This is a genomic window from Streptomyces sp. SID10853 (genome assembly GCF_010548145.1).
Classification (GTDB): Bacteria; Actinomycetota; Actinomycetes; order Streptomycetales; family Streptomycetaceae; genus Streptomyces.
In genome coordinates this window covers 1-25,467 of record NZ_JAAGLN010000015.1, presented here as the reverse complement: position 1 = coordinate 25,467, position 25,467 = coordinate 1, and the positions used below count along the sequence as shown (strand labels likewise).

The 25,467-nt window shown below is 71.9% G+C and carries 20 protein-coding genes and 1 riboswitch; of the genes, 7 read left to right on the top strand and 13 right to left on the bottom strand.

All coding sequences use genetic code 11. The annotated features are described in order from the left end of the window. Nucleotides 1–27: 27 nt before the first annotated feature. Entirely contained in the window at nucleotides 28–1,140 is a 1,113-nt protein-coding gene (locus G3I19_RS05595) for a ferrochelatase (protein WP_164260109.1), read from the bottom strand. A 159-nt stretch (nucleotides 1,141–1,299) separates the two neighbouring features. On the opposite strand from G3I19_RS05595, the gene G3I19_RS05590 reads away from it, so the two are divergent. After that, complete coding sequence (locus G3I19_RS05590) at nucleotides 1,300–2,577, top strand: MFS transporter (protein ID WP_164260107.1); 1,278 nt, start codon at nucleotides 1,300–1,302, stop codon at nucleotides 2,575–2,577. After that, nucleotides 2,504–3,856, top strand: a complete 1,353-nt coding sequence (locus G3I19_RS05585; protein WP_164260105.1) for a D-arabinono-1,4-lactone oxidase — start codon at nucleotides 2,504–2,506, stop codon at nucleotides 3,854–3,856. Before G3I19_RS05590 ends, G3I19_RS05585 begins: the two co-directional genes overlap by 74 nt. Nucleotides 3,857–3,984: 128 nt before the next feature. Here the strand turns inward: G3I19_RS05585 and G3I19_RS05580 are convergent, their stop codons facing one another. Continuing rightward, nucleotides 3,985–4,974 carry a hypothetical protein gene (locus tag G3I19_RS05580; protein ID WP_239073989.1) on the bottom strand — a complete coding sequence of 330 codons (990 nt, stop codon included), beginning with the start codon at nucleotides 4,972–4,974 and terminating at the stop codon, nucleotides 3,985–3,987. A gap of 476 nt (nucleotides 4,975–5,450) precedes the next feature. On the opposite strand from G3I19_RS05580, the gene sepH reads away from it, so the two are divergent. Next, on the top strand, nucleotides 5,451–6,509 hold the full coding sequence (gene sepH, locus G3I19_RS05575) for a septation protein SepH (RefSeq protein ID WP_164260103.1): 1,059 nt from the start codon (nucleotides 5,451–5,453) through the stop codon (nucleotides 6,507–6,509). Nucleotides 6,510–6,564: 55 nt separating this feature from the next. Here sepH and G3I19_RS05570 read toward each other — a convergent pair whose 3' ends face one another. Then, complete coding sequence (locus G3I19_RS05570; protein ID WP_164260101.1) at nucleotides 6,565–7,401, bottom strand: sulfurtransferase; 837 nt, start codon at nucleotides 7,399–7,401, stop codon at nucleotides 6,565–6,567. Between the two features lie 205 nt (nucleotides 7,402–7,606). Between G3I19_RS05570 and G3I19_RS05565 the strand changes: the two genes are divergently transcribed. Continuing rightward, on the top strand, nucleotides 7,607–8,380 hold the full coding sequence (locus G3I19_RS05565; RefSeq protein ID WP_164260099.1) for a VOC family protein: 774 nt from the start codon (nucleotides 7,607–7,609) through the stop codon (nucleotides 8,378–8,380). 134 nt (nucleotides 8,381–8,514) lie between these two features. On the opposite strand, the gene G3I19_RS05560 is transcribed toward G3I19_RS05565, so the two are convergent. The 4 genes from G3I19_RS05560 to G3I19_RS05545 form a co-directional block, all read right to left on the bottom strand. After that, nucleotides 8,515–9,165, bottom strand: coding sequence for a thymidine kinase (locus tag G3I19_RS05560; RefSeq protein WP_164260098.1), 651 nt, complete (start codon nucleotides 9,163–9,165; stop codon nucleotides 8,515–8,517). Between the two features lie 70 nt (nucleotides 9,166–9,235). Continuing rightward, nucleotides 9,236–10,432: a nucleotide pyrophosphatase/phosphodiesterase family protein gene (locus tag G3I19_RS05555; protein ID WP_164260096.1), complete on the bottom strand. Its 1,197-nt coding sequence runs from the start codon at nucleotides 10,430–10,432 to the stop codon at nucleotides 9,236–9,238. Beyond that, nucleotides 10,432–11,019, bottom strand: coding sequence for a DUF5998 family protein (locus tag G3I19_RS05550; RefSeq protein WP_164260094.1), 588 nt, complete (start codon nucleotides 11,017–11,019; stop codon nucleotides 10,432–10,434). Before G3I19_RS05550 ends, G3I19_RS05555 begins: the two co-directional genes overlap by 1 nt. A gap of 79 nt (nucleotides 11,020–11,098) precedes the next feature. Then, nucleotides 11,099–14,134, bottom strand: a complete 3,036-nt coding sequence (locus tag G3I19_RS05545; RefSeq protein WP_164260092.1) for a bifunctional GNAT family N-acetyltransferase/acetate--CoA ligase family protein — start codon at nucleotides 14,132–14,134, stop codon at nucleotides 11,099–11,101. A gap of 128 nt (nucleotides 14,135–14,262) precedes the next feature. Between G3I19_RS05545 and G3I19_RS05540 the strand changes: the two genes are divergently transcribed. Beyond that, nucleotides 14,263–14,544 carry an HPr family phosphocarrier protein gene (locus tag G3I19_RS05540; protein ID WP_164260090.1) on the top strand — a complete coding sequence of 94 codons (282 nt, stop codon included), beginning with the start codon at nucleotides 14,263–14,265 and terminating at the stop codon, nucleotides 14,542–14,544. A gap of 199 nt (nucleotides 14,545–14,743) precedes the next feature. On the opposite strand, the gene G3I19_RS05535 is transcribed toward G3I19_RS05540, so the two are convergent. The 4 genes from G3I19_RS05535 to G3I19_RS05520 form a co-directional block, all read right to left on the bottom strand. Beyond that, a complete protein-coding gene (locus G3I19_RS05535; RefSeq protein ID WP_164260088.1) occupies nucleotides 14,744–15,421 on the bottom strand; it encodes a GntR family transcriptional regulator in 678 nt (225 codons plus the stop codon). A gap of 175 nt (nucleotides 15,422–15,596) precedes the next feature. Then, a complete protein-coding gene (locus tag G3I19_RS05530) occupies nucleotides 15,597–16,370 on the bottom strand; it encodes a M23 family metallopeptidase (RefSeq protein WP_164260086.1) in 774 nt (257 codons plus the stop codon). A gap of 12 nt (nucleotides 16,371–16,382) precedes the next feature. Then, nucleotides 16,383–16,542: riboswitch (cyclic di-AMP (ydaO/yuaA leader) on the bottom strand. A gap of 216 nt (nucleotides 16,543–16,758) precedes the next feature. Further along, nucleotides 16,759–18,126, bottom strand: a complete 1,368-nt coding sequence (locus G3I19_RS05525) for a pitrilysin family protein (protein WP_203599215.1) — start codon at nucleotides 18,124–18,126, stop codon at nucleotides 16,759–16,761. Between the two features lie 20 nt (nucleotides 18,127–18,146). After that, nucleotides 18,147–19,532 carry a pitrilysin family protein gene (locus G3I19_RS05520; RefSeq protein ID WP_164260082.1) on the bottom strand — a complete coding sequence of 462 codons (1,386 nt, stop codon included), beginning with the start codon at nucleotides 19,530–19,532 and terminating at the stop codon, nucleotides 18,147–18,149. Between the two features lie 181 nt (nucleotides 19,533–19,713). Between G3I19_RS05520 and G3I19_RS05515 the strand changes: the two genes are divergently transcribed. Beyond that, nucleotides 19,714–22,161 carry a DNA topoisomerase IV subunit A gene (locus tag G3I19_RS05515; RefSeq protein ID WP_164260079.1) on the top strand — a complete coding sequence of 816 codons (2,448 nt, stop codon included), beginning with the start codon at nucleotides 19,714–19,716 and terminating at the stop codon, nucleotides 22,159–22,161. 8 nt (nucleotides 22,162–22,169) lie between these two features. On the opposite strand, the gene G3I19_RS05510 is transcribed toward G3I19_RS05515, so the two are convergent. Together G3I19_RS05510 and G3I19_RS05505 are read right to left on the bottom strand one after the other, a co-directional pair. Beyond that, nucleotides 22,170–23,321, bottom strand: a complete 1,152-nt coding sequence (locus G3I19_RS05510; protein ID WP_164260077.1) for a CobW family GTP-binding protein — start codon at nucleotides 23,319–23,321, stop codon at nucleotides 22,170–22,172. A gap of 41 nt (nucleotides 23,322–23,362) precedes the next feature. Further along, nucleotides 23,363–24,502 (bottom strand): citrate synthase/methylcitrate synthase, encoded by a 1,140-nt coding sequence (locus G3I19_RS05505; RefSeq protein WP_164260075.1) that lies wholly within the window; start codon nucleotides 24,500–24,502, stop codon nucleotides 23,363–23,365. A gap of 132 nt (nucleotides 24,503–24,634) precedes the next feature. Here G3I19_RS05505 and G3I19_RS05500 point away from each other — a divergent pair. Continuing rightward, nucleotides 24,635–25,467 (top strand): citrate/2-methylcitrate synthase (locus G3I19_RS05500; protein WP_164260073.1); only part of this gene is annotated, 833 nt, incomplete at its 3' end.

The window sequence follows — 25,467 nt, the reverse complement described above, 5'->3', positions numbered from 1 at the left end:
TGCCGCACGTGGACGGGCGGACAGGTCCTAGACGTACGGGCTGTCGGCGCCCGCGGCCGCGGGCCTGGCCGTACGGGCCGGGCAGCAGCCGACCGGGCAGACGTCGTGCGAGGGGCCCAGCGCGCCGAGCGCGCACCGCTCCACCGGGCGGCCCTGCTCGGCCGACGCCCGTTCGAGCAGCAGGTCCCGGACCGCCGCGGCGAAGCGCGGGTCGGCGCCGACGGTCGCCGACCGTGCGACCGGCAGGCCCAGTTCGGCCGCCTTCGCGACCGCCTCGGTGTCCAGGTCGTACAGGACCTCCATGTGGTCCGACACGAAGCCGATGGGCACCATGACGACCGCGGGCACCCCCGCCCCGTGCAGCTCCGTGAGGTGGTCGCAGATGTCGGGTTCCAGCCACGGCGTCTGCGGGGAGCCGCTGCGCGACTGGTAGACGAGCTGCCAGGGGTGTGCGACACCCGTCTGCGCACGGACCTTCTCGACGATGACCCGTGCCACGTCCAGGTGCTCGGCGACGTATGCCCCGCCGTCGGGCCCCGAGCCGGCGGCGGCGGCCGTCGGGATGGAGTGGGTGGTGAACGCCAGGTGGGCGCCGGACCTGACCGTGTCGTCCAGCTCCGCCAGGGACTTCAGTACGCCATCGGCCATGGGACCGATGAAGCCCGGGTGGTTGAAGTAGTGCCGGAGCTTGTCGACGCGCGGCAGTTCCAGGCCCTCCGCCTCCAGCGTGGCCAGCGCGCCCGCGAGGTCCTCGCGGTACTGCCTGCAGCCGGAGTACGAGGCGTACGCGCTGGTGGCCAGGACCGCGATACGGCGGTGCCCGTCGGCGGTCATCTCGCGCAGGGTGTCCGTCAGATACGGCGCCCAGTTGCGGTTGCCCCAGTAGACCGGAAGGTCGAGGCCGTGCCCTGCGAAGTCCTTGCGGAGCGCGTCGAGGAGGGCGCGGTTCTGGCCGTTGATGGGGCTGACCCCGTCGAAGAGGAAGTAGTGCTGACCCACCTCCTTGAGCCGTTCCTTCGGGATGCCGCGGCCGCGGGTCACGTTCTCCAGGAACGGGACCACGTCGTCCGGGCCCTCGGGGCCGCCGAAGGAGAGCAGCAGGAGGGCGTCGTAGGGAGCTGGATCGCGCTGATCGGACATGCCTCAGATCCTGCCACCCGGGTCCGACAGCCGCCGGGACCCCCCACGGAACGCCTGGTCGGAGCTGCCCCCGGATGCTCTGCGGGGATCTTCGCCCGAACGGCCCCAGGCGAGGCCGTAAGCTGCGCACACCATCAGTACGCCTTACCGGAGCCCTTCTTGACCAGTCCTTACCGTGCGATCTTCGCCGCCCCCGGCACCAAGGGGTTCTCGGCGGCCGGACTCCTCGGCCGGATGCCGCTGTCCATGCTGGGCATCGGTGTGGTGACCATGATCTCGCAGCTCACCGGGCGGTACGGACTGGCCGGCGCGCTCTCGGCGACGCTCGCGCTGTCGGCGGCCGCGATCGGCCCGCAGATCTCCCGGCTCGTCGACCGGTACGGGCAGCGGCGGGTGCTGCGCCGGGCGACCGTCGTCTCCGCCGTCGCCGTCGCGGGACTGCTGGTCTGTGCGCAGCAGCGGCTGCCGGACTGGACGCTCTTCGTCTTCGCGGCCGGAGCGGGCTGTGTGCCGAGCGTCGGCTCGATGGTCCGGGCCCGCTGGGCGGCGATCCACCGGGGCGATCCGCGCAAGCTGCACGCGGCGTACTCCTGGGAGTCGATCGTCGACGAGGTGTGCTTCATCTTCGGCCCGATCCTCTCCATCGGGCTCTCCACCGCCTGGTTCCCGGAAGCGGGGCCGCTGATGGCGGGCGGCTTCCTCGTGGTGGGGGTGTGCTGGCTGACGGCGCAGCGCGCCACCGAACCGGCCCCGCATCCGCACGCGCACGGCCCGGGCGGCTCCGCGCTGGGCTCCCCCGGACTGCGGCTGCTGGTGCTGACGTTCGTGGCGACGGGCGCGATCTTCGGGTCGATCGACGTCGTGACGGTCGCGTTCGCCGACGAGCGCGGCCACAAGGCGCTGGCCAGTCTGGTCCTCGCGGTGTACGCGCTGGGATCCTGTCTGGCCGGGGCGGTCTTCGGGCTGCTGCACCTGCGCGGGGCCGCTTCGCGCAGGTGGCTGGTGGGGGTGTGCGCGATGGCCCTGAGTATGATCCCCCTCCAACTGGCCGGGAACCTGCCGTTTCTGGCCGGGGCGCTCTTTGTCGCGGGGCTCTTCGTCGCACCGACGATGGTGACCACGATGGCCCTCGTCGAGCAGCACGTACCGCGCAGCAGGCTGACCGAGGGCATGACCTGGACGAGTACCGGTCTCGCTGTCGGGGTGGCGCTCGGCTCGTCGGCCGCCGGCTGGGTGGTCGACGCGGGCGGGGCACGCCAGGGGTATCTGGTGCCGCTCGTGGCGGGAGCGCTCGCGGCCGTGGTGGCGTTGCCCGGGTACCGCCGGCTCAATGTGCCGGTGCCACTAGACGGGAGCGGGGCGGATGAGCGGTACACCAAGGACACCGGCTGCGGCACGGACGGCGACGGCGGTACGGGAGACGGGGCCCTGGCGTAACTGGGCGGGTAACGTCACCGCGCGCCCGGCGCGTGAGGTGACCCCGGCGTCCACCGCCGAACTGGCCGACGCCGTCCGGCGGGCGGCGGACGAGGGCCTGAAGGTGAAGGCCGTCGGCACCGGCCACTCCTTCACCGCGGCGGCGGCGACCGACGGGCTGCTGATACGCCCCGGTCTCCTCACCGGCATCCGGCGGATCGACCGCACGGCCGGCACGGTGACCGTCGAGGCCGGGACCCCGCTGAAGCGGCTCAACCAGGCGCTGGCGCGTGAGGGGCTCACCCTCACGAACATGGGCGACATCATGGACCAGACGGTGGCGGGCGCCACCAGCACCGGCACCCATGGCACCGGCCGCGAGTCCGCCTCGATCTCCGCGCAGATCCGGGCGCTCGAACTGGTCACGGCCGACGGTTCGGTGCTGACGTGCTCGGCGACCGAGCACCCCGATGTCTTCGCGGCCGCCCGGATCGGCCTCGGCGCGCTGGGGGTCGTCACCGCGATCACCTTCGCGGTGGAGCCCGTCTTCCTGCTGACGGCCCGCGAGGAGCCGATGGCCTTCGACCGGGTGACCGCGGACTTCGACCAGCTCGTCACCGAGAACGAGCACTTCGAGTTCTACTGGTTCCCGCACACCGGCAACTGCAACACGAAGCGCAACAACCGCAGCGCGGGCCCGGCCGCCCCGCCCGGCAGGGTGGCCGGCTGGATCGAGGACGAGCTGCTCTCCAACGGCGTCTTCCAGGCGGCCTGTTCGCTGGGCCGGGCGGTCCCCGCGACGATCCCCGCGATCGCGAAGATCTCCAGCCGGGCGCTGTCCGCCCGCACCTACACGGACATCCCCTACAAGGTCTTCACAAGTCCGCGCCGGGTGCGCTTCGTGGAGATGGAGTACGCCCTCCCGCGCGAGGCCGCGGTGGAGGCGCTGCGCGAGGTCAGGGCGATGGTGGAGCGCTCGCCGCTGCGGGTGAGCTTCCCCGTCGAGGTCCGTACGGCACCCGCGGACGACATCGCGCTCTCCACGGCCTCGGGCCGGGAGAGCGCGTACATCGCGGTCCATCTGTACCGGGGCACTCCGCACCGGGCGTACTTCACTGCGGTGGAGCGGATCATGACCGCGCACGGCGGGCGGCCGCACTGGGGCAAGCTGCACACCCGCGACGCGGCGTATCTGGCCGGGGTGTACCCGCGCTTCGCCGAGTTCACGGCGGTACGCGACCGGCTCGACCCGCAGCGGCTGTTCGGCAACGACTACCTGCGCCGGGTCCTGGGCGACTGACGGCAGGCCGCGGCCCCCCGGGGAGCCTGGCTCCCCGGGGGGCCGCGTACCCACCGGGCTCTGCTGTTCGGCCGGACTCTGCTGTCCCACCGCGTGTGCTGTCCCGCCCGTAGCCGGGCTTCTGTCCGCTATCCGGCCGGGCTCTGCGCGCCGGTCTCCGGCGCGTTGTCCTGCTTGGCTCCGGTGCCGTCGTGCCCCGATGTGGAGCCCGAGCCGTCACCCGAACCGTCGGACGGTGTCGGGTCCGGGGTCTGCCCGCCGCCCGTCGCCGGCTGCGAGGGGGTGGGCGTCGGGTCGGTCGACGTGCCGGTCCTGCCCGGGTCGGGCTTCGACTCGCCGGTGTCGCCCGAGCCGGACCCGGCGCCGGTGGACGGCGAGGGGTCGGGTCCTGTGCTCTGCTGCCCGTCGTGCCGCTGCGGATCCTGGCTCTGCCGCGGGTCGTCGGAGACCGCGGGCGCGGGCGAGTGGTGCCCGGTCCCGCTGCCGCCCTGGACCACCGAGCCCACGGTCGTCCCCGAGCCGCCGCTGAGGCCGTGTCCGGAGAGCAGCTCGAAGCCGGTGATCCCCGCCATCGCCACGAGGAACACGACCAGGGCGGCGAGTGAGGAGCGCTTCCAGCCCCGCACCCGTGTCCCATGGGTCGTGGCCTCGGTGAACCCTTCGTCCGCGACCGGCGTCAGCAGCCGCGTGGCGTCCGGCTCCCCGTCGGCGGGGAGCGTCGCGGTCCACTCGGTACGGTCGGCGTCGGACCGCCCGGGCCACGGCGCCGCGATCGTCGGCGGCGCGTCCCCCGGGCCCCGCGCCCCCGGCACCTGCCGCACCGGGACCTTCAGGACCTTGGGTTTGACCTGGACCGTCACCTCGCGGATCTGCTCTCCCGTGCGCCGGAAGAGATGCTGGAAGACCGTGCCGCCACAGGTGGCGATCACGCTCACCAGGCCCGCGCCGATGATCGTTCCGTACACGCCGAGCTGCGAGGCCAGCACGGCCGCCACCACAGCGGCGAACGCACTGCCCGCGACCTGCGGGACGCTCAGATCGAGCTGTCTCCTCTTCCCGCTTCCGGCCTCTGTGCCGCCGTCCGGCTTCTGCTCCATCACCAGCCCCTGTTTGCCCATCTGGTTACACCCTGCACCAGAAAGGGACATTTGAGCGAAGTAGATAGTTCCGGTTCGGAAGATTGTGTGAAGCACAACACCCACGGGCATACGCTGACGGCACATACAGGGCTCCCCCGCCGCCGGACCCCGGGAAGTTCAGCGGCGAGCCGTCCACCCGCTTGGCCCGAATGGAGTACTGTGGCGAGCCCTGGGCCCGGCCTCCCTCAGGGGTGTCCGGACCAACGGGAGGGGGCCTAAGGCGGCACTCGAACCGGCAGCACCATGGCACTGCACCGGCGCCTTGCTGCACAGAGTGACCGACGGTCGCTCTGCGTCGCAAACAGGTAACCGTGCCATAACGGCGTTTCAGGGCCGAGGCCCGACACGCCGGATAACTCGGCAAGGTTGTGGCGTGCTGTACCCGGGCAGGCCACACTCGACTAGCGGAAGCAGCGACGCACGTGACGTCGGCAGGCACCACCCGGGAGGTTCCCATGCCCGAACTGCGTGTCGTGGCCGTCTCGAATGACGGCACACGACTGGTGCTCAAAGCTGCGGACAGTACGGAGTACACGCTTCCGATCGATGAGCGGCTGCGTGCGGCGGTCCGTAATGACCGCGCCCGCCTCGGCCAGATCGAGATCGAGGTGGAGAGCCACCTCCGTCCCCGTGACATCCAGGCGCGTATAAGAGCAGGCGCCTCCGCCGAAGAGGTCGCCCAGATGGCCGGGATCCCGGTCGACCGGGTCCGCCGCTTCGAGGGGCCCGTGCTGGCGGAGCGTGCCTTCATGGCCGAGCGCGCCCGCAAGACCCCCGTACGGCGCGCCGGTGAGAACACCGGCACAGGACCGCAGCTCGGCGAGGCCGTGAACGAGCGGCTGCTGCTGCGCGGCGCCGAGCGGGACACCGTGCTCTGGGACTCCTGGCGCCGCGACGACGGGACCTGGGAGGTCCTGCTGGTCTACCGGGTCGCCACCGAGACGCACTCGGCGAGCTGGAGCTACGACCCGCCGCGCCGCCTGGTGCAGGCCATGGACGACGAGGCACGGTCGCTGATCGGCGAGTCCGACGACTCGCTCGCGGCGCCCGAGCCGAGCTTCCCGTTCGTACCGAGGATCGCCAGGCTGCCCCGCGACCGGCCGCTCGACCGCGCGCTGGACCGGCAGATGGAGCGCCCCACCGCGCCGGTGCCCGCCCCTCCCGAGCCGGAGGAGAGCGGCAGCGGCGAGCGTGACTCGCTGACCAGCCTGCTGGAGGCCGTCCCGAGCTTCCGGGGCGACATGGTCGTTCCCGAGCGCCCCGCCCCGCCCGAGCTTCCGCCGTCCGAGCCCGCGCAGGAGCCGGAGACCGAGGAGCCGCCCGCGGCGTCCGCCGGGGCCGGTTCGGCGTACGCGGACGTGCTGATGCCCCGTGCGGTGGCAGGCCACCGTGACCGGCTGACCGGGACGACGGACCGGCAGGCCGAGGCGGACGGTGTCCGTCCGGGCCGGCGTGCGGCCGTGCCGAGCTGGGACGAGATCGTCTTCGGCACCCGGCGCAAGAAGCAGGAGTAGCAGGAGCAGTGGCACGGGGCCCGTACGCGGTGCGTACGGGCCCCGTGCCGTGCGCTCAGCCGCCGTCGGGGGTGGGCCCGGTGGCGACGGGGCGGGACTCGTCCGACGACCACTGCGACCAGGAGCCCGCGTAGAGCGCGGCCCGGATGCCCGCGATCTCCAGGGCCAGCACCTCATGCGCCCCCGACACGCCCGAGCCGCAGTAGACGCCGACCTGCGCGCCCCGGTCCGCCGCACCCAACGCGCTGAACCGCGCGGTCAGTTCACCGGTCGGGAGGAAGCGCCCGTCCGCCGCGGTGTTCTCGGACGTCGGGGCCGACACCGCGCCTGGAATGTGCCCGCCGATCCGGTCGATGGGCTCCACGTCACCCCGGTAGCGTTCTGCGGCGCGGGCGTCCAGCAGTACGCCCTTCCTCGCCAGCTCGGCCGCACCGTCCGCGTCGAGGAGCGGCAGCGCCCCGGGGGCGGGTACGAAGTCGCCCGGCTCGGGCTGCGGGGTCCTGGTGGAGAGCGGCCCGGTCCAGGATGCGAGACCCCCGTCCAGTACCCGGACGTGCGGATGTCCCGTCCAGCGCAGCAGCCACCAGGCGCGCGCCGCGGCCCAGCCCTGGCCGCCGTCGTAGACGACGACCGGGGTGTCACGGGAGACGCCCGCGCGGCGGAGCACCGCGCCCAGCTCCGCCGGTTCGGGCAGCGGGTGGCGGCCGCCCGCGCCGGGAGGCCCCGCCAGCTCCGTGTCCAGGTCGACGAAGACCGCGCCGGGAATGTGGCCGGCCTCGTAATCGGGGCGCAGGTTCGGGCCGCCGAGCTGCCAGCGGATGTCGAGGAGCACCGGCGGACGGGGTCCGGCCGACTCGCTCGCGAGATCGGATGCGGTAATGATGGGTGTCATGACTGCCATCCTCGCCCAGAGTCCGGCCCGCACGTAACGCCGTAGAAAAGGACGAGGAGTGCCAAAACCGGCATCCTCCTGCTGGAACATGCAAAATGCGGCGCGGCCGGGGCGCGCCGCGCGGCAGGTGGTGGAAGCATCTGGGCGGGGGGCGGCACACCGACCCCCGCACGGCCACCACCGATGGTCCGAGGAGAGAGCGAAAATGACCGAGGCAGCCTCGCGGCGCAGGCCCGGAACCCCTTGCTGGGTGAGTCTGATGGTGCACGGCCTGTCGGAGACCCAGGAGTTCTACGGCGACCTGTTCGGCTGGGAGTTCCGGCCGGGTCCCGAGCAGCTGGGCCCCTACGTACGAGCGCTGCTGGGCGGCCGTGAGGTCGCGGGGATCGGGCAGATGCCCCCGGACCGGCATCTGCCGATCGGCTGGACGACGTATCTGGCCTCCGACGACGTCGACGCGACAGCGGAGGCCGTCAGGCACTGCGGCGGGACGGTCGGGGTGGGCCCGCTCGACGCGGGAGAGGCGGGCCGGCTGGCCATAGGGTCGGACCCGGACGGCGCGGTCTTCGGTATCTGGCAGGCGGCGGCCCATCTGGGCACCGCCGAGTACGGCGCGCCCGGAACGCCGGTGTGGAACGAGCTGGTGACCCGGGAGACCGGGTCGGTCGGCAAGTTCTACGGGGCGGTGTTCGGCTACGAGACGGAGGCGGTCGTCTCGGCCGACTTCGACTATCTGACGCTGTATCTGGAGGGGCGGGCCGTGGCCTCGCTGCACGGGGTCGGTCAGGCGCTGCCCCGCGACAGGGGCGCGCACTGGATGACGTACTTCGAGGTGGCGGACGTCGACGCGGCCGTGCACCGGGTGACCGAGCTGGGCGGGCAGATGCTCCGGCCGCCGCGCCAGGGCGAGACGGGGCGGCTGGCCACGGTGGCCGACCCGGAGGGTGCGGTCTTCACCGTCGTCAGGACGGAGCGCTGACATCCCTGCGGGCCTCGGGCGCCTGAGGCGGGGCGGTCACATCGCGGACGGTGCGTCAGCGTCGCCGGCGGGCGCCTCGCGGCCACGGATCCGGCCGGCGGGGAAAGCTCTGCCCGGCGTGGGGAGGCGCCCGATCAGGCCGGGTTGGACGGCAGCACGTCGGGAGAGAGCGCCGCGGCCCTCACGGCGCCGCTCGTCATGCGCCGACGGTGATGCTGCCGGCAGAGGACCTCGTAACCGACGTCCTCGGCAGAGCGGTCGACGTCGCCCACGACGACCTGCTCGCCCTCCACGACCATCTCCCCGCCCACCGTACGGGCGTTGTGGGTGGCCCGGGCGCCGCACCAGCACATCGCCTCGACCTGGAGGGACTCGATGCGGTCCGCGAGTTCGATCAGCCGCTGTGAGCCGGGGAAGAGCTTGGTGCGGAAGTCGGTCTTGATGCCGAAGGCGAAGACGTCCAGGTTCAGGTCGTCCACGACACGGGCCAGCTGGTCGATCTGCTCGGGCGCGAGGAACTGCGCCTCGTCCACGATGACATGGTCGACTCTGCCACCCTGCGACATCAGGCCCACCAGATAGGCGTAGAGGTCCATCCCGGGCGCCGCCTCGACCGCGTCGGTCACCAGGCCGAGGCGGGAGGAGAGTTTGCCCTGGCCGGCGCGGTCGTCGCGGGTGAAGATCACGCCCTGCAGACCGCGCGCGGAGCGGTTGTGCCCGATCTGGAGCGCCAGTGTGCTCTTCCCGCAGTCCATCGTTCCGGAGAAGAAAACCAGCTCGGGCATGAGAGGTCGCGGGCCTTTCGGGTCTGCGGAGAGTTCGGGTCCGCGGCGCGGGGGAACGCGCCGGGCGCGGTTACGAGCGTACTTCGAGCAGCGGGACCAGTTGCTCCGCGGGGGTCATCGAGCCGTGCATGCCGACCATCGCCGATTCGTGGGGCTCACGGCGGGACGCGGTGATCACCACGTCGGCGTGGGCCGCGGCGACGACATCGCCGATCCGGCCGTACACCCGCTCGTCGACCGCCGGGCCGAACCAGCCCGCGGCGATGGCCTCGTCGCGGCTCGCGACCCAGAACTGCTCGCCGAGCACCTCGCGCCAGACGGCCAGCACATCGCTCTGCGCGCCTGGTACCGCGTAGACGTGCCGGGCTCTGCCTTCGCCGCCCAGCAGGGCGACGCCCGCGCCCAGTTCCCAGTCCTCGTCGAAGTCGATGCGCGACTCCTCGTCGAAGGGGATGTCGATCATGCCGTGGTCCGCGGTGACATACAGCGCCGACCGGGGCGGGAGCTGCTCGGCGAGGCGCTGGACGAGCCGGTCGACGTACATCAACTGGCCGCGCCAGGCGTCCGATTCCATACCGAAGCGGTGGCCCTTGCCGTCCACCTCGCTGTAGTACGTGTAGATCAACGAACGGTCGGCTGCGCCCAGTTGGGCGGCGGCCAGATCCATCCGGTCCTCACCGGTGAGTTTGCCGCGGAAGGTGCCGCCGCTGAGCGCGATCTTGGTGAGCGGGGTGTTCTGGAAGTCCGGCGACGAGACCTGCGCGGTGTGCACGCCCGCCGCGTCGGCGAGCTGGAAGACCGTGGGGTACGGCTGCCAGATGTGCGGGTCGGTCCAGGGGCGCCAGCGCAGCTGGTTCATCAGCTCGCCGGTCTCCGGGTTCCGGGTGGTGTACCCGGTGAGGCCGTGTGCGCCGGGCGGCAGTCCGGTGCCGACCGAGGCGAGCGAGGTCGCCGTGGTGGCGGGGAAGCCGGCGGTGAGCGGACGGCCGGTGCCGCCGCGCGAGGTCGCCAGCAGCGAGTGGAGGTACGGGGCCTCCTCGGGGTGGGCGCGGATCTGCTCCCAGCCGAGGCCGTCGATCAGGAAGACGCAATTCCGGTCGGCGGGCGCCAGTTCCGGGATCGCGGAGGTGCAGCCGGGGACTCCCAGCCCGGCGGCGAGCGTCGGCAGCAGGTCGGCGAGCGAACCGGAGCCGTACTCCGGCACCGGGGCGCTGGAGAGGGCGAGCGGGGCGGTGTCGTCCTCGTACGGCCAGTCGGGCAGAGCCATCAGCGGCCGGCCGCCGCGGTCGCCTCGGAGAGCGCCTGCGAGAAGGCGAGGGTCTGGCGGACGGTGTCCGGGCCGTCGCCCGCCTCGCTCACACGCAGGCTCAGGTCGTCGGCGGTCGAGCTGCCCGTATAGCCGTGGTCCGCCTCGCAGTTGGGGTCGCCGCAGGCCGCGGGCTCCAGGTCGAGCCGGGCGACCGCGCCCCAGCCGATGGTCAGGACGACCTCGCGGGGCAGGGTGCCGGGAACGTACTTCTCCGGGTTCGCCACGACCCGGCTGAGCACCACGGAGGAGATCCGGCCCAGCTTCACCGACTCGGTCGACGTGGTGGCGAACGGCGTCGGAGAGCTGCCGTCGGCGGCCTGCTCGTCGGTGTGGCTGACGATGAAACGGTTGCCCGTCAGGACGAGGACCGTGACATGGCGGCGGACCTCGTTGGAATCGAACGTGGTCTCTTGATGCACCAGGTACGAAGAAACCGGTTCGCCGCCGACAGCGGCCTCCACCGCCTCGGCCACGAGGGCCGGGTAGTAGCCGCTGCGCTCGATCGCCGCGCGGAGCCCCTGGGTCGTTGTACCGGTCTTCGCCATGGGCTCCATCTTAGACCGACGGCTGCGGGGCGAGAGGCCGCCGGAGCAGCGCCCGCACGGGGCCCGGCCGCGGGCCGCCTCAGTAGCTGGGGAGGCGGCGCGGGCCGAGGTCGCCGAGCGCGTTCGCGGGGGCGAGCCGTACCGCGGCGCCGAGCACCGAGAGCCCGCTCTGCCCGACCACCACCGGTTCGAGAGCGACGGACACCACTTCGGGGTGGTCGTCCACCAGCCGCGACACCCGCAGCAGCAGCTCTTCGAGAGCCGCGGTGTCGACGGGTGCCGAGCCACGCCAGCCGAACAGGAGGGGGGCGGTCCTGATGCTCCTGATGAGCCCTGCGGCGTCCCGGTCGGTGGCCGGGACGAGGCGGTGGGCGGTGTCACCGAGCAGCTCGGACGGCGCCCCGGCCAGGCCGAAGGAGAGGACGGCCCCGACGGCGGGGTCGATCGCGGACCGTACGACGGTGTCGACGCCGCGCCCCACCATCGCCTGCACCACGGGCCGGACCTCGGCCGGGCTGCCGAGGTCACCGGAGAGTTCCGCGTAGGCGCGGCGCAGCCCCGCCTCGGTTCCGATGTCGAGGCGCACACCGCCGAGGTCGGGGCGGTGGCGGAGGTGGGGGGCCGTGGCCTTGAGCGCGACGGGGTAGCCGAGACGCCCGGCCGCCGCGACGGCGGTGTCCGCGTCCGGGGCGGGCTGGGCGGGCAGGACGCGGATGCCGTACAGACCGAGGAGTTCACAGGCGTCGTCGGACGGAAGTGCGAGGCCGCGTGTGACGTCGACGCGGGCGGTGGCGAGCAGTTCCTCGATCCGGGTGGCGGCGGCGTTCTCGTCGATGTCGTCGTACTCGGGGACCCGGCCGGGCTCGGCGGACTCACGGCGCCACTGCGCGTACCGGACGGCCTGGGCGAGCGCGCGGACGGCCCGCTCGGCGGCCGGGTAGGCGGGGATGCCACGGGTACGGAGGGGCGGGGGCACGGTGTCCTCGGACGGGGCGGCGGTGCTGATGGGGTCGGTGCCGGTGTCAGCCGCATGGGCGGTGCCGGTGCCGGTGCCGGTGCCGTTGCCGGCGCCCGTGCCTGTGTCGTCCGTGCCTGTGTCCGTGTCAGCCGCGTGGGTGGTGCCGGTGCCCGTGCCTGTGTCCGTATCAGCCGCATGGGCGGTGCCGGTGCCGGTGTCCGTGTCCGTGTCAGCCGCCGGTGCGAACGGTGCCTCTCCCCCGTCGCTGTCCGGGGCCGCCGTGGCCGTGCCGCGCGGGCGCACCGTGCCGCTGGCTTCGGCCAGCGCCTCGGCGAGGCCGCCGATCTCCAGATGCACCACGGCGACCGGCTTGGCGGGGGCGCCTGCTGCCGCCTCGCGCAGGGCAGCGGCCAGCACCTCGCCGTCGCCCGACTCGGTCACGCCGTTCTCGCCCACCCAGGGGATGGCCGTGACCAGCACCGCGTCGCAGCCGTCGTCCGCAAGGGCCCGGCCGAGCGCGTCGCGAAAGTCCCTCGGGGTCGCGTCGGTCGTCAGGTCGACGGGCGACAGCGGGCGCAGCCGCTCGGTGAGGCAGGCGTCGTAGGTGAGCAGGCCGAGCGACTCGGAGTTGCCGAGGATCGCGACGCGCGGTCCTGCGGGCAGCGGCTGGTCCGCGAGCAGCAGACCTGCGTCGACGAGTTCGGTGACGGTGTCGACCCTGACCACCCCGGCCTGCCGCAGCAGCGCCGAGACGGTGGCGTCCGGGACACGCGTGACCGGGACCGCGTGGCCGGGTGGGGCGCTACCGCTGTGCCGGGCGCCCTTGACGACCACGACCGGCTTCACCGCCGCGGTACGCCGGGCGAGACGGGTGAACTTGCGGGGATTGCCGATCGATTCGAGGTAGAGCAGGGCGACGTCGGTGTCCGGGTCGTCGTGCCAGTACTGGAGGAAGTCGTTGCCCGACAGATCGGCGCGGTTGCCGGCCGAGATGAAGGAGGAGAGCCCGGCGCCGCGCCGGTGCAGCGCGGAGAGCAGGGCGATGCCGATCGCACCGGACTGGGTGAAGAGGCCGATCCGGCCCCGTGCCGGGGACTCGGGGGCCAGCGAGGCGTTCAGCCGGACGGCTTCCGCGGTGTTGATGAGGCCGAAGGCGTTCGGCCCGATGACGCGCATGCCGTACGAACGGGCGCGGCGCAGCAGTTGGCGCTGGCGCAGCAGTCCTTCGGGCCCGCTCTCCGCGTAACCGGCGGAGATCACGACGAGCCCCTGCACCCCGCTCGCCCCGCAGTCGTCGACCACGTCGGACACCTGGGCGGCCGGGACGGCGACGACCACCAGGTCGACCGCGTCCCCGGTGGCGGCGACGGACGCCACCGAGCGGTGGGCCGGGGCGCCGTCCACTTCGGTGAGGCTGTCGGGGAAGGCGCGGTTCACCGCGTAGGTGCGCCCGGTGAAACCGGAGCCGTGCAGATTGCGCAGGACGGCGCGCCCGACCCCGCCGGGTGCGCGCCCCACTCCGACGACGGCGACGGAACGGGGCGAAAGGAGTCGCTGCACCGACCGCGCCTCAGCTCGCTGTTCGCGGGCGCGCTGGACGGCGAGGGACGCCTCGGTGGGTTCCAGGTCGAAGGTGAGGTGGACCGAGCCGTCCTCGAAGCTGCGCTTCTGCTCGTAGCCGGCGTCCGTGAAGACCTTGATCATTTTGTTGTTGGCGGGCAGGACTTCGGCGACGAAGCGGCTGACCTCGCGCTCCCTGGCGACCGCGGCGATATGTTCGAGCAGCGCGGAGGCCACACCCCGCCCCTGGTGGGCGTCCTGGACGAGGAAGGCGACCTCGGCCTCGTGGGCGCCGATCCGGTCGTAGCGGACGGTCGCGATGAACTCGCCGTTGACGGTCGCGGCGAGACCCACCCGGTCGACGTAGTCGTGATGGGTGAAGCGGTGGACGTCCTTGGCGGAGAGCCGGGGGTACGGAGCGAAGAAGCGGTAGTACTTCGACTCGGGCGAGACCAGCTCGTAGAAGCTGACCAGCCGGTCGGCGTCCTCGGTGGTGATCGGCCGGATCCGCGCGGTACCACCGTCCCGCAGCACCACATCCGCTTCCCAGTGGGCCGGGTACTCCTGGTGTCGGTTCTCCTCCAGCGGGGGCTGCATGCTGAAAGCGTACGGGTCGCGGTGGTACGGCGGGCGGTGCAGTGTGGGATCCGGCAGCGCCCTCACCACGCGCCCCACGCATGCAAGAATGGTCTAGACAACAGTCGCAGAACTCGAAGGGCAACACCATGGCTGAGCGTCGCGTCAAGGTCGGCTGGACCGAGGGCCTGCACGCCCGTCCGGCCTCCATCTTCGTCCGTGCCAGCACGGCTTCCGGCGTCCCGGTGACGATCGCGAAGAACGGCAGCAAGCCGGTGAACGCGGCGTCGATGCTCGCCGTCCTCGGCCTGGGCGTGGAGGGCGGCGAGGAGATCGTGCTCACCTCGGACGTGGACGGCGCCGACGCCGCTCTGGACCGGCTGGCGAAGCTGGTCGCCGACGGGCTCGACGAACTCCCCGAGACCGTCTGAGGCATCCCCGCCGCACACAGCGCCCCTGCTCTGCAGCGGGCCCTTGCTGTACACCGGGCCGCAGTGATCCGAATTCGGTCACTGCGGCTCTTCGTTTTCCGTCTTTCCTGGAATCGGAAAAGCAGAACATAAAAAGACACGCAGGGCCGCACGGAAAGGCTGCACCAAAAATGCTTCCTCTCTGTATACGGCAGCGGTGTTAATCGCTGATGCCCGCGATGTTTACAGCATGTTGCGAATCGCTCACGCGGCCCTGCCTCCGCAGCCGGTGCGCCGCCGTGGCACGCTCACCGTGCAGCGCGGTCAGGGCGCGGGCCCGCTCCGCGTCGCCGCGCGCCACCGCGTCCACGATCGAGCCGTGCTCGGCCCAGGACGCGACCGGAAGGACCGGCTGTTCGACGGCGTACATCCAGCTGATCTTCTGCCTCAGCTGACCGAGCAGCGTGGTCAGCGCTGAGCTGCCCGACGCCTGCGCGAGCGTCTCGTGGAACCATCCGCCGAGCGACCGCAGATCCTCGCCCTGACCACGCCTGGCCCGCTCCTGGCCCAGCCTGACCAGGCCACGGAGCACCTTCAGATGCGCTTCGGTCCGCCGCTGCGCGGCGCGCGCCGCACCCATCGGCTCCAGCAGCATCCGTATCTCCAGCAGGTCGGCCGCCTCCCGCTCCGTCGGTTCGGCGACACAGGCCCCGGCATGGCGGCGGGTGACCACGAACCCCTCGGACTCCAGGGTCCGCAGGGCCTCACGGACCGGGACACGGGAGACACCGTAACGGCGCGCGAGCACCTCTTCGGTCAGCCGGCCGCCCCGCTCGTACACCCCCGAGATGATGTCGTCACGGATTGCCGTGCATACCGAATGCGCGGGAATGCGCATGACCGAACCTCCGCATCGACGCCCGCATATCGCGGTCTGTCCACACCTGTGCGGCGACTCTATGGCAGGGCAGCCGAATTCCGGAGGGCCCCCGGTAAATCATGGATATCTTTTGGCCAGGTAAAAACCGGCCGCGAGCACAGCACGCGGGACAGCGGCGCTGCGGACAGCGGGGTCAGACGTGGACGCCGTGCGAGCGCAGATACGCGACGGGGTCGATGTCCGAGCCGTAGTCGGGGCCGGTGCGGGCCTCGAAGTGGAGGTGCGGGCCCGTGACATTGCCGGTGGCGCCGGAGAGCGCGATCCGCTGGTCCGATGTGACGGTCTGGCCGACCGAGACGCCGATGGACGAGAGGTGGCCGTACTGCGTGTACGTGCCGTCGTGCATCCGGATGACGATGTTGTTCCCGTACGCGCCGCCCCAGCCGGCCTCCACGACCGTGCCAGCGCCGACGGCGTGGACCGGGGTGCCACTGGCGGCGTGGAAGTCGATGCCGGTGTGGCTGCCGGACGACCAGAGACTGCCGCCGGTCTTGTAGCCGGTGGAGACGTACGAGTGGGCGACCGGGGCCACGAAGGCGTTGAGACGCTTGCGGGCGGCGTCCCGGGCGGCGCGCTGCTTGGCCGCCTCGGCCTTGCGCTCCCGCTCGGCCTTCGCCTTGGCGGCGGCGGCCCTGGCTTTCGCGACGGCCTCGGCGTGGGCGGCCTCGTGCTGCTGTGCGGTGGCCTGGGCGGCTATCTCGTCGGCGAGGGTGTCACCGACGAGGATGGTCCGGTCGAGACGGGCTTCCTGTGCGGTGGAGACCTGCGCGCCGTCGGCCATCGCCGGGGAGGCGAGGGTGCCGATGACGCCGGCTGTGGCGAGGGTGACGACTCCGGCGACGCCCGCGGTCCTGCGGGCCGGACGGTTCGGGGCACGGTGCTTACCGGTGGGGCGGCTGAACGCCATGAAGAAGCGGATCCTTTCCTTCCCTCTCGCCTACCGGGTTAGCTGACGGGTTCGGAGCAGGAAGGTCTCCTACGGGCCCACCCCGGCGGGGCGGTCCCGATTCACCCCAGGGACTGCGTGGGTCCCCGGCTCCCCGGGCTCGCGCCTGACGGGGACTCGGCGATCGCTGCCCGGCGCCGCGGTTGCGGCTTACGTCCGACGGACAGCGGTGTGACGCTAAGTGGTGGGCCGTCGTCACGCCAAACAGACAGCGGGTTTTGTCGCACATCCCACAGGGAGCGCCGGGCCGGGGAGCGTTCAGCGAGCGGGGTCCGGCGGGCGCACCGCCCACCGGACCCCTGCCACGCACGGGCCCCCTGACCCCGCACGACGATCCGGACGAAAGCCCTCAGCTCGCGACCACGGTCACGTCGCCGATGCCCAGCGCCCTGACCGGCTCCACGATCTGCGCGGCGTCGCCCACCAGCACCGTCACCAGCCGGTCGTCGGGGAAGGCCGAGACCACGGCGGCGGTCGCCTCGACCGTGCCGGTCGCGGCCAGCCGCGCGTACAGCTGCGCCTGGAAGTCGTCCGGCAGATGCTGCTCGACCTGGTCGGCGAGCGTGCCCGCCACCGCGGCCGCCGTCTCGTACTTCAGCGGGGCGACGCCCACCAGATTCTGTACGGCGACGTCCCGCTCCGCGTCGGTGAGACCGCCCGCTGCGAGCGTCCTCAGCACCTTCCAGAGGTCGTCCAGCGCCGGCCCGGTCGACTCGGTGTCCACCGAACCGCTGATGGCGAGCATCGCGGCGCCCGTCCCGTCAGGGGCCGAGCGGAGCACCTGGCTGAAGGCACGGACGCCGTAGGTGTAGCCCTTCTCCTCGCGCAGGACACGGTCGAGACGGGAGGTGAGCGTGCCGCCCAGGCAGTACGTGCCGAGGACCTGCGCGGGCCAGACACGGTCGTGCCGGTCGGCGCCGATCCGGCCGATCAGCAGCTGCGTCTGGACCGCTCCGGGGCGGTCCACGACGACCACCCGGCCGGTGTCGTCGGCGGTGATCGCGGGCACCGGGCGTGGCGTGCCCGCGTTGCCCTTCCACTCGCCGAGGGTCTCGGCGAGCACCGCGTCCAGGTCCGTCCCCGTCAGGTCGCCGACGACCACGGCGGTGGCGGTGGACGGCCGCACGTACGCGTCGTAGAAGGCGCGGACGGCGGCCGCGTCGATACGCGCCACCGTCTCCTCGGTGCCCTGACGCGGACGCGACATCCGCGCGGTGGCCGGGAACAGCTCCCTGGAGAGCTGCTTGGCGGCCCGGCGGGCCGGGTTGGCCAGCTCGTGCGGGATCTCGTCCAGCCGGTTGCCCACGATCCGCTCGACCTCGCTCGGCGCGAAGGCGGGCGCCCGCAGCGCGTCGGCGAGCAGGCCGAGGGCCTTCGGCAGCCGGGACACCGGCACTTCGAGGGAGACCCGGACACCGGGGTGGTCCGCGTGCGCGTCGAGGGTGGCGCCGCAGCGCTCGAGCTCGGCGGCGAACTCCTCCGCGCTGTGCTTGTCGGTGCCCTCCGAGAAGGCCCTCGCCATGATCGTGGCGATACCGTCGAGCCCCTCGGGCTCGGCGTCCAGCGGGGCGTCGAGGCTGATCTCGACGGCGATCACCTGCTGTCCGGGACGGTCGCAGCGCAGCACCGTCAGGCCGTTGGGCAGGGTGGAGCGCTCGGGGGCCGGGAAGGCCCAGGGCCTGGGGGCACCCGCCTGGGGCTGCGGGTGGAAGGTCATCATCACGGCCGCGGGGTCGGTCACTGGTCCGCCTCTGTGCTCTCGGTGGCTGCGGTGGCCTCGTCGGATACGCCGTCCGCACTGGTCTCTTCGGGCTCATCGGCGGTGACGGGCTCGTACACCAGCACAGCCCTGTTGTCGGGGCGCAGCCGGGCCTTCGCGACCTCCTGCACCTCGGCGGCCGTGATGTCCAGCACCCGGCCCACCGCGGTCAGCGCCAGCTGCGGGTCGCCGAACAGCACGGCGTACCTGCACAGTTCGTCGGCGCGGCCGGCGACCGTACCGAGCCGGTCGAGCCACTCCCGCTCCAGCTGGGCCTGTGCGCGCTCCATCTCCTCGGCCGTGGGGCCTTCGGCGGCGAAGCGGGCCAGCTCCTCGTCGACGGCCGCCTCGATCTGCGGGACCTCGACACCGCCCGACGTCTTGACGTCCAGCCAGCCGAGCGAGGGGGCGCCGGAGAGCCGCAGCAGACCGAAGCCCGCGGCGACCGCCGTGCGGTCCCGGCGCACCAGCCTGTTGTGGAGCAGCGACGACTCGCCGCCGCCCAGGATGGTCAGCGCGATGTCCGCCGCGTCACACGCACGGGTGCCGTCCTCGGGGAGCCGGTAGGCGGCCATCAGGGCACGCGACGGCACCTCCTCGTACAGCTCCTCGCGCACCTCACCGCCGAGGGTGTCGGGCAGGGAGCCGTCCCGCGGCGGCTGCTTGCCGTCGTGGGAGGGGATGGTGCCGAAGTACTTCTCGACCCAGGCGAGGGTCTGCTCCGGGTCGATGTCGCCGACGATCGACAGCACCGCGTTGTTGGGGGCGTAGTTCGTACGGAAGAACGCTCGGGCGTCCTCCAGCGTCGCCGCGTCCAGGTCCGCCATGGAGCCGATCGGCGTGTGGTGGTACGGGTGGCCCTCCGGGTAGGAGAGGGCGGTCAGCTTCTCGAACGCCGTGCCGTACGGCACGTTGTCGTAGCGCTGGCGGCGTTCGTTCTTGACGACGTCCCGCTGGTTCTCCATGGACTCCTCGTCGAGCGCGGCGAGGAGGGAGCCCATCCGGTCGGCCTCCAGCCAGAGCGCCAACTCCAGCTGGTGGGTGGGCATCGTCTCGAAGTAGTTGGTGCGCTCGAAGCTGGTGGTGCCGTTGAGCGAGCCCCCTGCCCCCTGCACCAGCTCGAAGTGGCCGTTGCCCTCGACCTGTCCCGATCCCTGGAACATCAGGTGCTCGAAGAGGTGGGCGAGCCCGGTGCGCCCCTTGACCTCGTGGCGTGAACCGACGTCGTACCAGAGGCAGACCGCGGCGACCGGGGTCAGGTGGTCCTCGGAGAGCACCACCCGCAGGCCGTTGGCCAGCCGGTGCTCGGTCGCTGTCAGGCCGCCGGAACCGGCCTCGGCTGTGGCCGTGTGACCCATGGGCATGTACGTCCCTTCGATCGCGTGTGTTGACCGCGTTGAAATGCAGTCCTGCCACTGTATGCAAGCGCGCCGACAGCCGGGAGCCATCCCGGTGTGCACGGGTCGCGGTCGGTGTTGTCAGTGGGACAGTCCACAATGGTCGGCGTCAGTACCGGACCAGGCACGTGAAGGAGCCGCAGCAGCGATGGCCCGCCGCAGCACGAAGACCCCGCCTCCGGAGGACTTCGAGGAGAAGATTCTCGACATCGACGTGGTCGATGAAATGCAGGGCTCCTTCCTGGAGTACGCGTACTCGGTGATCTACTCACGGGCCCTGCCGGACGCCCGTGACGGTATGAAGCCCGTACACCGGCGCATTCTCTACCAGATGAACGAGATGGGGCTGCGCCCCGACCGCAGCTATGTGAAGTGCGCCCGGGTCGTCGGCGAGGTCATGGGCAAGCTGCACCCGCACGGCGACGCGTCGATCTACGACGCCCTGGTGCGGCTCTCGCAGTCCTTCTCGATGCGGCTCCCGCTGGTCGACGGGCACGGGAACTTCGGTTCGCTCGGCAATGACGACCCGCCGGCCGCGATGCGGTACACCGAGTGCCGGATGGCTGACGCCACGTCACTGATGACGGAGTCGATCGACGAGAACACCGTCGACTTCGAGCCCAATTACGACGGTCAGGAGCGCGAGCCCGTCGTGCTCCCGGCGGCCTATCCGAACCTGCTGGTGAACGGCTCGTCCGGGATCGCGGTCGGGATGGCGACCAATATGCCCCCGCACAATCTGGGCGAGATCATCGCGGCGGCCCGCCATCTGATCAAGCACCCGGGCGCCGACCTCGACACCCTGATGCGCTTCGTGCCGGGCCCCGACCTGCCCACCGGCGGCCGGATCGTGGGTCTCGACGGGATCAGGGACGCGTACGAGCGCGGCCGCGGCACCTTCAAGATCCGCGCGACGGCCACCGTGGAGAACGTCACTCCGCGCCGCAAGGGCATCGTCGTCACCGAACTACCCTTCGCGGTCGGCCCGGAGAAGGTCCGTGCCAAGATCAAGGACCTGGTGGCGTCGAAGAAGCTCCAGGGCATCGCCGACCTGAAGGACCTCACCGACCGGGCGCACGGGCTGCGGCTGGTCATCGAGATCAAGAACGGCTTCGTGCCCGAGGCCGTGCTGGAGCAGCTCTACAAGCTCACCCCGATGGAGGAGTCCTTCGGGATCAACAACGTGGCGCTGGTCGACGGGCAGCCGCTGACGCTGGGCCTCAAGGAGCTCCTTGAGGTCTATCTCGACCACCGCTTCTCGGTGGTCAGACGGCGCAGCGAGTTCCGCAGGACCAAGCGGCAGGACCGGCTGCATCTGGTCCTCGGGCTGCTCGTGGCGCTGCTCGACATCGACGAGGTCATCCGCCTCATCCGCTCCAGCGACAATTCGGCGCAGGCCAAGGAGCGGCTGATCTCGCACTTCTCGCTGAGCGAGATCCAGACCCAGTACATCCTGGACACTCCGCTGCGCCGGCTCACCAAGTTCGACCGGATCGAGCTGGAGAGCGAGCGCGACCGGCTGAACCAGGAGATCGAGGAGCTGACCCGGATCCTGGAGTCGGACGCGGAGCTGCGCAAGCTGGTCTCCTCCGAACTGGCCGCGGTGGCGAAGAAGTTCTCCACCGACCGCCGCACCGTACTGCTGGAGTCGGCGGGCACCCCGGTCGCCGCGGCATCCCTGGAGGTCGCCGACGACCCGTGCCGGGTGCTGCTGTCCTCCACCGGGCTCCTGGCGCGTACGGCGACCGCGGAAACGCTCAGCACGGAGGGGCAGAAGCGCACCAAGCACGATGTGGTGGTCTCGGCCGTTCCCGCGACGGCGCGCGGCGACATCGGTGTGGTGACATCGGCCGGCCGGCTGCTGCGGCTGGCGGTGATCGACCTGCCGCAGCTGCCGGACACGGCGTCCGCGCCCAGCCTGGCGGGCGGTGCGCAGATCGCGGAGTTCGTCTCACTCGCCGACGGTGAGCGGGTCGTCTGTCTCACCACGGTCGACGAGTCGTCACCGGGTCTGGCGATCGGTACCGAACAGGGCATCGTCAAGCGGGTGGTGCCCGACTACCCGGCTCACAAGGACGAGTTGGAGGTCATCGGTCTGCGCGACGGCGACCGGATCGTCGGCGCCGCCGAGCTGCGCACCGGCGACGAGGACCTGGTCTTCATCACGGACGACGCACAGCTGTTGCGCTATCCGGCCGGGCAGGTCAGGCCGCAGGGCCGGCCCGCGGGCGGTATGGCGGGCATCAAGCTGGCCGAGGGGGCCAAGGTGATCTCGTTCACCGCGGTGGATCCGGCGGCCGGTGCGGTGGTGTTCACGGTCGCGAGTTCGCACGGCACCCTGGACGACTCGGTGCGCACGGCGAAGCTGACCCCGTTCGACCAGTATCCGCGCAAGGGCCGGGCGACCGGCGGGGTGCGCTGCCAGCGCTTCCTGAAGGGCGAGGATCTGCTGGTGCTGGCCTGGGCGGGCGAGACCCCGGTGCGGGCCGCCGCCGCGAACGGCGCCCCGGCCGAACTGCCGGAGCCGGACCCGCGCCGCGACGGCTCGGGCCTGCCGCTCACCTCGGCGGTGGCGAAGCTCGCGGGCCCGGTGTAGCCCGCGGCTCAGTACGGCAGCCCGGCCTCTTCTTCGGTCCCGTCCGGTTCGGCGGGCCCTTCGGAGAGGCCGGGCACATACCGCAGGACACCCCACATGGCTTCGGCGGGGACGTCCCGCGGTGCGTACTCCCGGCAGCCGTCGAGCCGTTCACGTACGGCTTCGGCGTCGATACCCGACCCGATGAGAACCAGCTCGGTACGGGGCTCGTCGGTCCCGGGCCCAGCTGCCCGGGGTGCGGGATAGAAGCGCAGGAAGCTGCCCACCGCGTGCAGGGTGTATTTCTCCGGGTGGCCGGGGACCCCGAAGTGGACGAATCCCTTGATGCGGTAGAGGCCGTCGGGGCGGGCGTCCAGGAACTCCATCAGCCGCCGGGGGTTCATCGGCTCGGCCGAGACGAAGCCGACGCTCTCGTAGTGCGCGTGCAGATGACCGCTGTGATCACCGCTATCCCTGTGGTCACCGCCGCCGCTGTGATCACCGTCCCCGCTGCGATCACCGCCGCCGCGCTCCGTGTCATCGCGCAGGTCGTCGAAGGAGAGCTGGCCGACGCGCTCACCGGCCGGTCTGCGGTCGATCAGCAGCCCCGGGTCGATCTGCCCGTACTCGGCGGTCACCACCGGCACCCCGACGGCATGCTCGCCGACCGCGGCGCGGATACGGGCGCGGTCCGCCTCGTCCACCCGGTCCGCCTTGTTGAGGACGACCAGGTCGGCGAGGGTCAGATGGCGGTCGGTCTCGGGGTGGCGGCTGCGGGTCGCGTCGAACTCGGCGGCGTCGACGACCTGGACGAGCCCTCCGTACACGATCTCCGGATTCCCGCTCGCCAGGATCATCCTGATCAGCTCCTGCGGCTCCGCGAGACCGCTCGCCTCGATGACGATGACGTCGATCCGCAGGTCGGGGCGGGAGAGGCGGCCCAGATACTCGTCGAGTTCGCTGGTGTCGACGGCGCAGCACAGACAGCCGTCGCCGAGCGAGACCATCGAGTCGACCTGTCCCGCGACGGTCATCGCGTCGATCTCGATGGCGCCGAAGTCATTGACGACGGCGCCGATCCGGGTGCCCCGGCTCTGCCGGAGCAGATGGTTGAGCAGCGTGGTCTTGCCGGAACCGAGGAATCCCGCGAGGACGACGACGGGCACGGGTTTCCTGGACATGGGCACCGATCCTAATCGAGCCGCACACCGGCCCCGGCAGGTCAGCCGATGGCCGGCACCGGCTGCGGCGGGGGCGGCCCCACATAGCGGGCCGCAGGCCGGATGATCTTGGAGTCGGCCGCCTGCTCCAGGATGTTGGCGCTCCAGCCGATCACCCGGGCCACGCAGAAGGTCGGCGTGAACATCTCGCGCGGCAGCCCGCACTGCTCCATGACGACCCCGGCGTAGAACTCGACGTTGGTGTGCAGTTCACGGCCGGGTTTCAGTTCGGCGAGCAGTGCCTCCACCCGCTCCTCGACCTGGACGGCGAAGTCCACGAGCGGTCCGCCGAACCCCTGGGCGATCTCCCGGAGCATCCGCGAGCGGGGGTCGTCGGTGCGGTAGACGGGATGTCCGAAGCCCATGATCCGGTCGCCGGCCAGCACCCTCTCCCGTATCCACGGGTCGATGCGGTCCGGTGTGCCGATCGCGTCGAGGGTGTCGAGCGCCCGGCTCGGCGCCCCGCCGTGCAGCGGCCCGGAGAGTGCACCCACCGCGCCGACCAGGCAGGCCGCCACATCGGCGCCGGTGGACGCGATGACCCGGGCGGTGAACGTGGAGGCGTTGAAGCCGTGGTCCACGGTCGAGACGAGGTACTGCTCGACGGCGCGCGCCCGGTCCGGGTCCGGCTCCGAACCGGTGATCATGTAGAGGTAGTTGGCCGCAGCGGGCAGGTCGTCACGCGGCTCGACGGGCTCCAGGCCCTGACCGATGCGGTACAGCGCGGCCAGCAGCGTCGGCACGACCGCGCAGGCGGTGAGGGTGTCGTCGACCCGGCGCTCCGCGTCGATGTCGTAGACCGGCCGGAAGTCCGCGTCGGCGCCGAGCAGGGAGAGCGCGGTCCGCAGCCCGGCGAGCGGACCGGAGCCGGCGCGGGCGATGGCGGGCAGCGCCTCCCGGACCGCGGCGGGGAGCCGGCGGAGCCCGGCCGTCCTGGCGGTGAATTCCGCACGCCTAGCGGCGTCGGGGAGTTCGCCGTGGACCATCAGATACCAGACGTCCTCGAAGGTGCGGAGGCGGGCGAGCTCGACCGCCGAGTACTGCCGGTAGTGGTAGAAGCCCTCACGGCCGCGCACATCGCCCAGTTCGGTGTCCGTGACGACTACGCCCGCGAGCCCTCGTGGGGCGGTGATGGTGGACATGGCTGTCTCCTTGGTCAAGCGCGCCTCCCCAGACGGGTCCGGTGACGCGTCCCCTCTTCATTGATTCGACTGTCCATGATTGACTTTGATCCTGTCAATATTGATTGAATCAATGTAGATACGGTGAACCACATGAGCGATCAACCAGCGGCAGCGGAACCCCGGCGGCTGACCACCAGGGAGGCGGCCGACCGCCTCGGGGTGAAGCCGGAGACCGTGTACGCGTACGTCAGCCGGGGCCAGCTCGGCAGCCGTCGTGCACCGGGCGGCCGGGGCAGCACCTTCGACGCCGCCGAGGTGGAGGCGCTGTCCGCACGCGGTGCCCGGCGGGAGCCCCAGCCGGCCGGCACCGACCTCGCCTTCCGCACCGGCGTGACGCTGATCGACCCGGAGGCCGGCCGCTACTACTTCCGCGGGGTGGACGCGGCGGAGCTGGCCGGGCGGTACGGCTACGAGGAGGTGGCCGAATGGCTGTGGACCGGAACGCTCCGCCCCGGTGTGCGCTTCACCGCTCCCCCGGAGACACTGGCGGCCGGGCGGCGGGCGGTCGGCGCGCTGCCCCCGCACAGCACGGCGATGGACCGGCTGCGGGCGGCGGCCGTCGCTGCTTCGGCGGCCGATCCGCTGCGCTTCGATCTCTCACCGGACGCCGTACTCGGGACGGCACGCGCCCTGATCCCCACCCTGGTGGGCTCATTGCCGGTGGCAGGGGCACGGGACGGGGGCGACGGGACCGGGCAGGGGCAGGAGGCCGGCGGCACCGGAGGTGCGGGGCTCGCGCCCCGGTTCTGGCGCCGGCTCACCGCGCGTACCCCTGACGCGCCCTCACTCGCCGCACTGGAAGCGGCGCTTGTGCTGCTGATCGACCACGACCTGGCGGCCTCCACACTCGCGACGCGGGTCGCGGCATCCGCCCGCGCCCATCCGTACGCCGTCGTGTCGGCCGGGCTCGGCGCCCTGGAGGG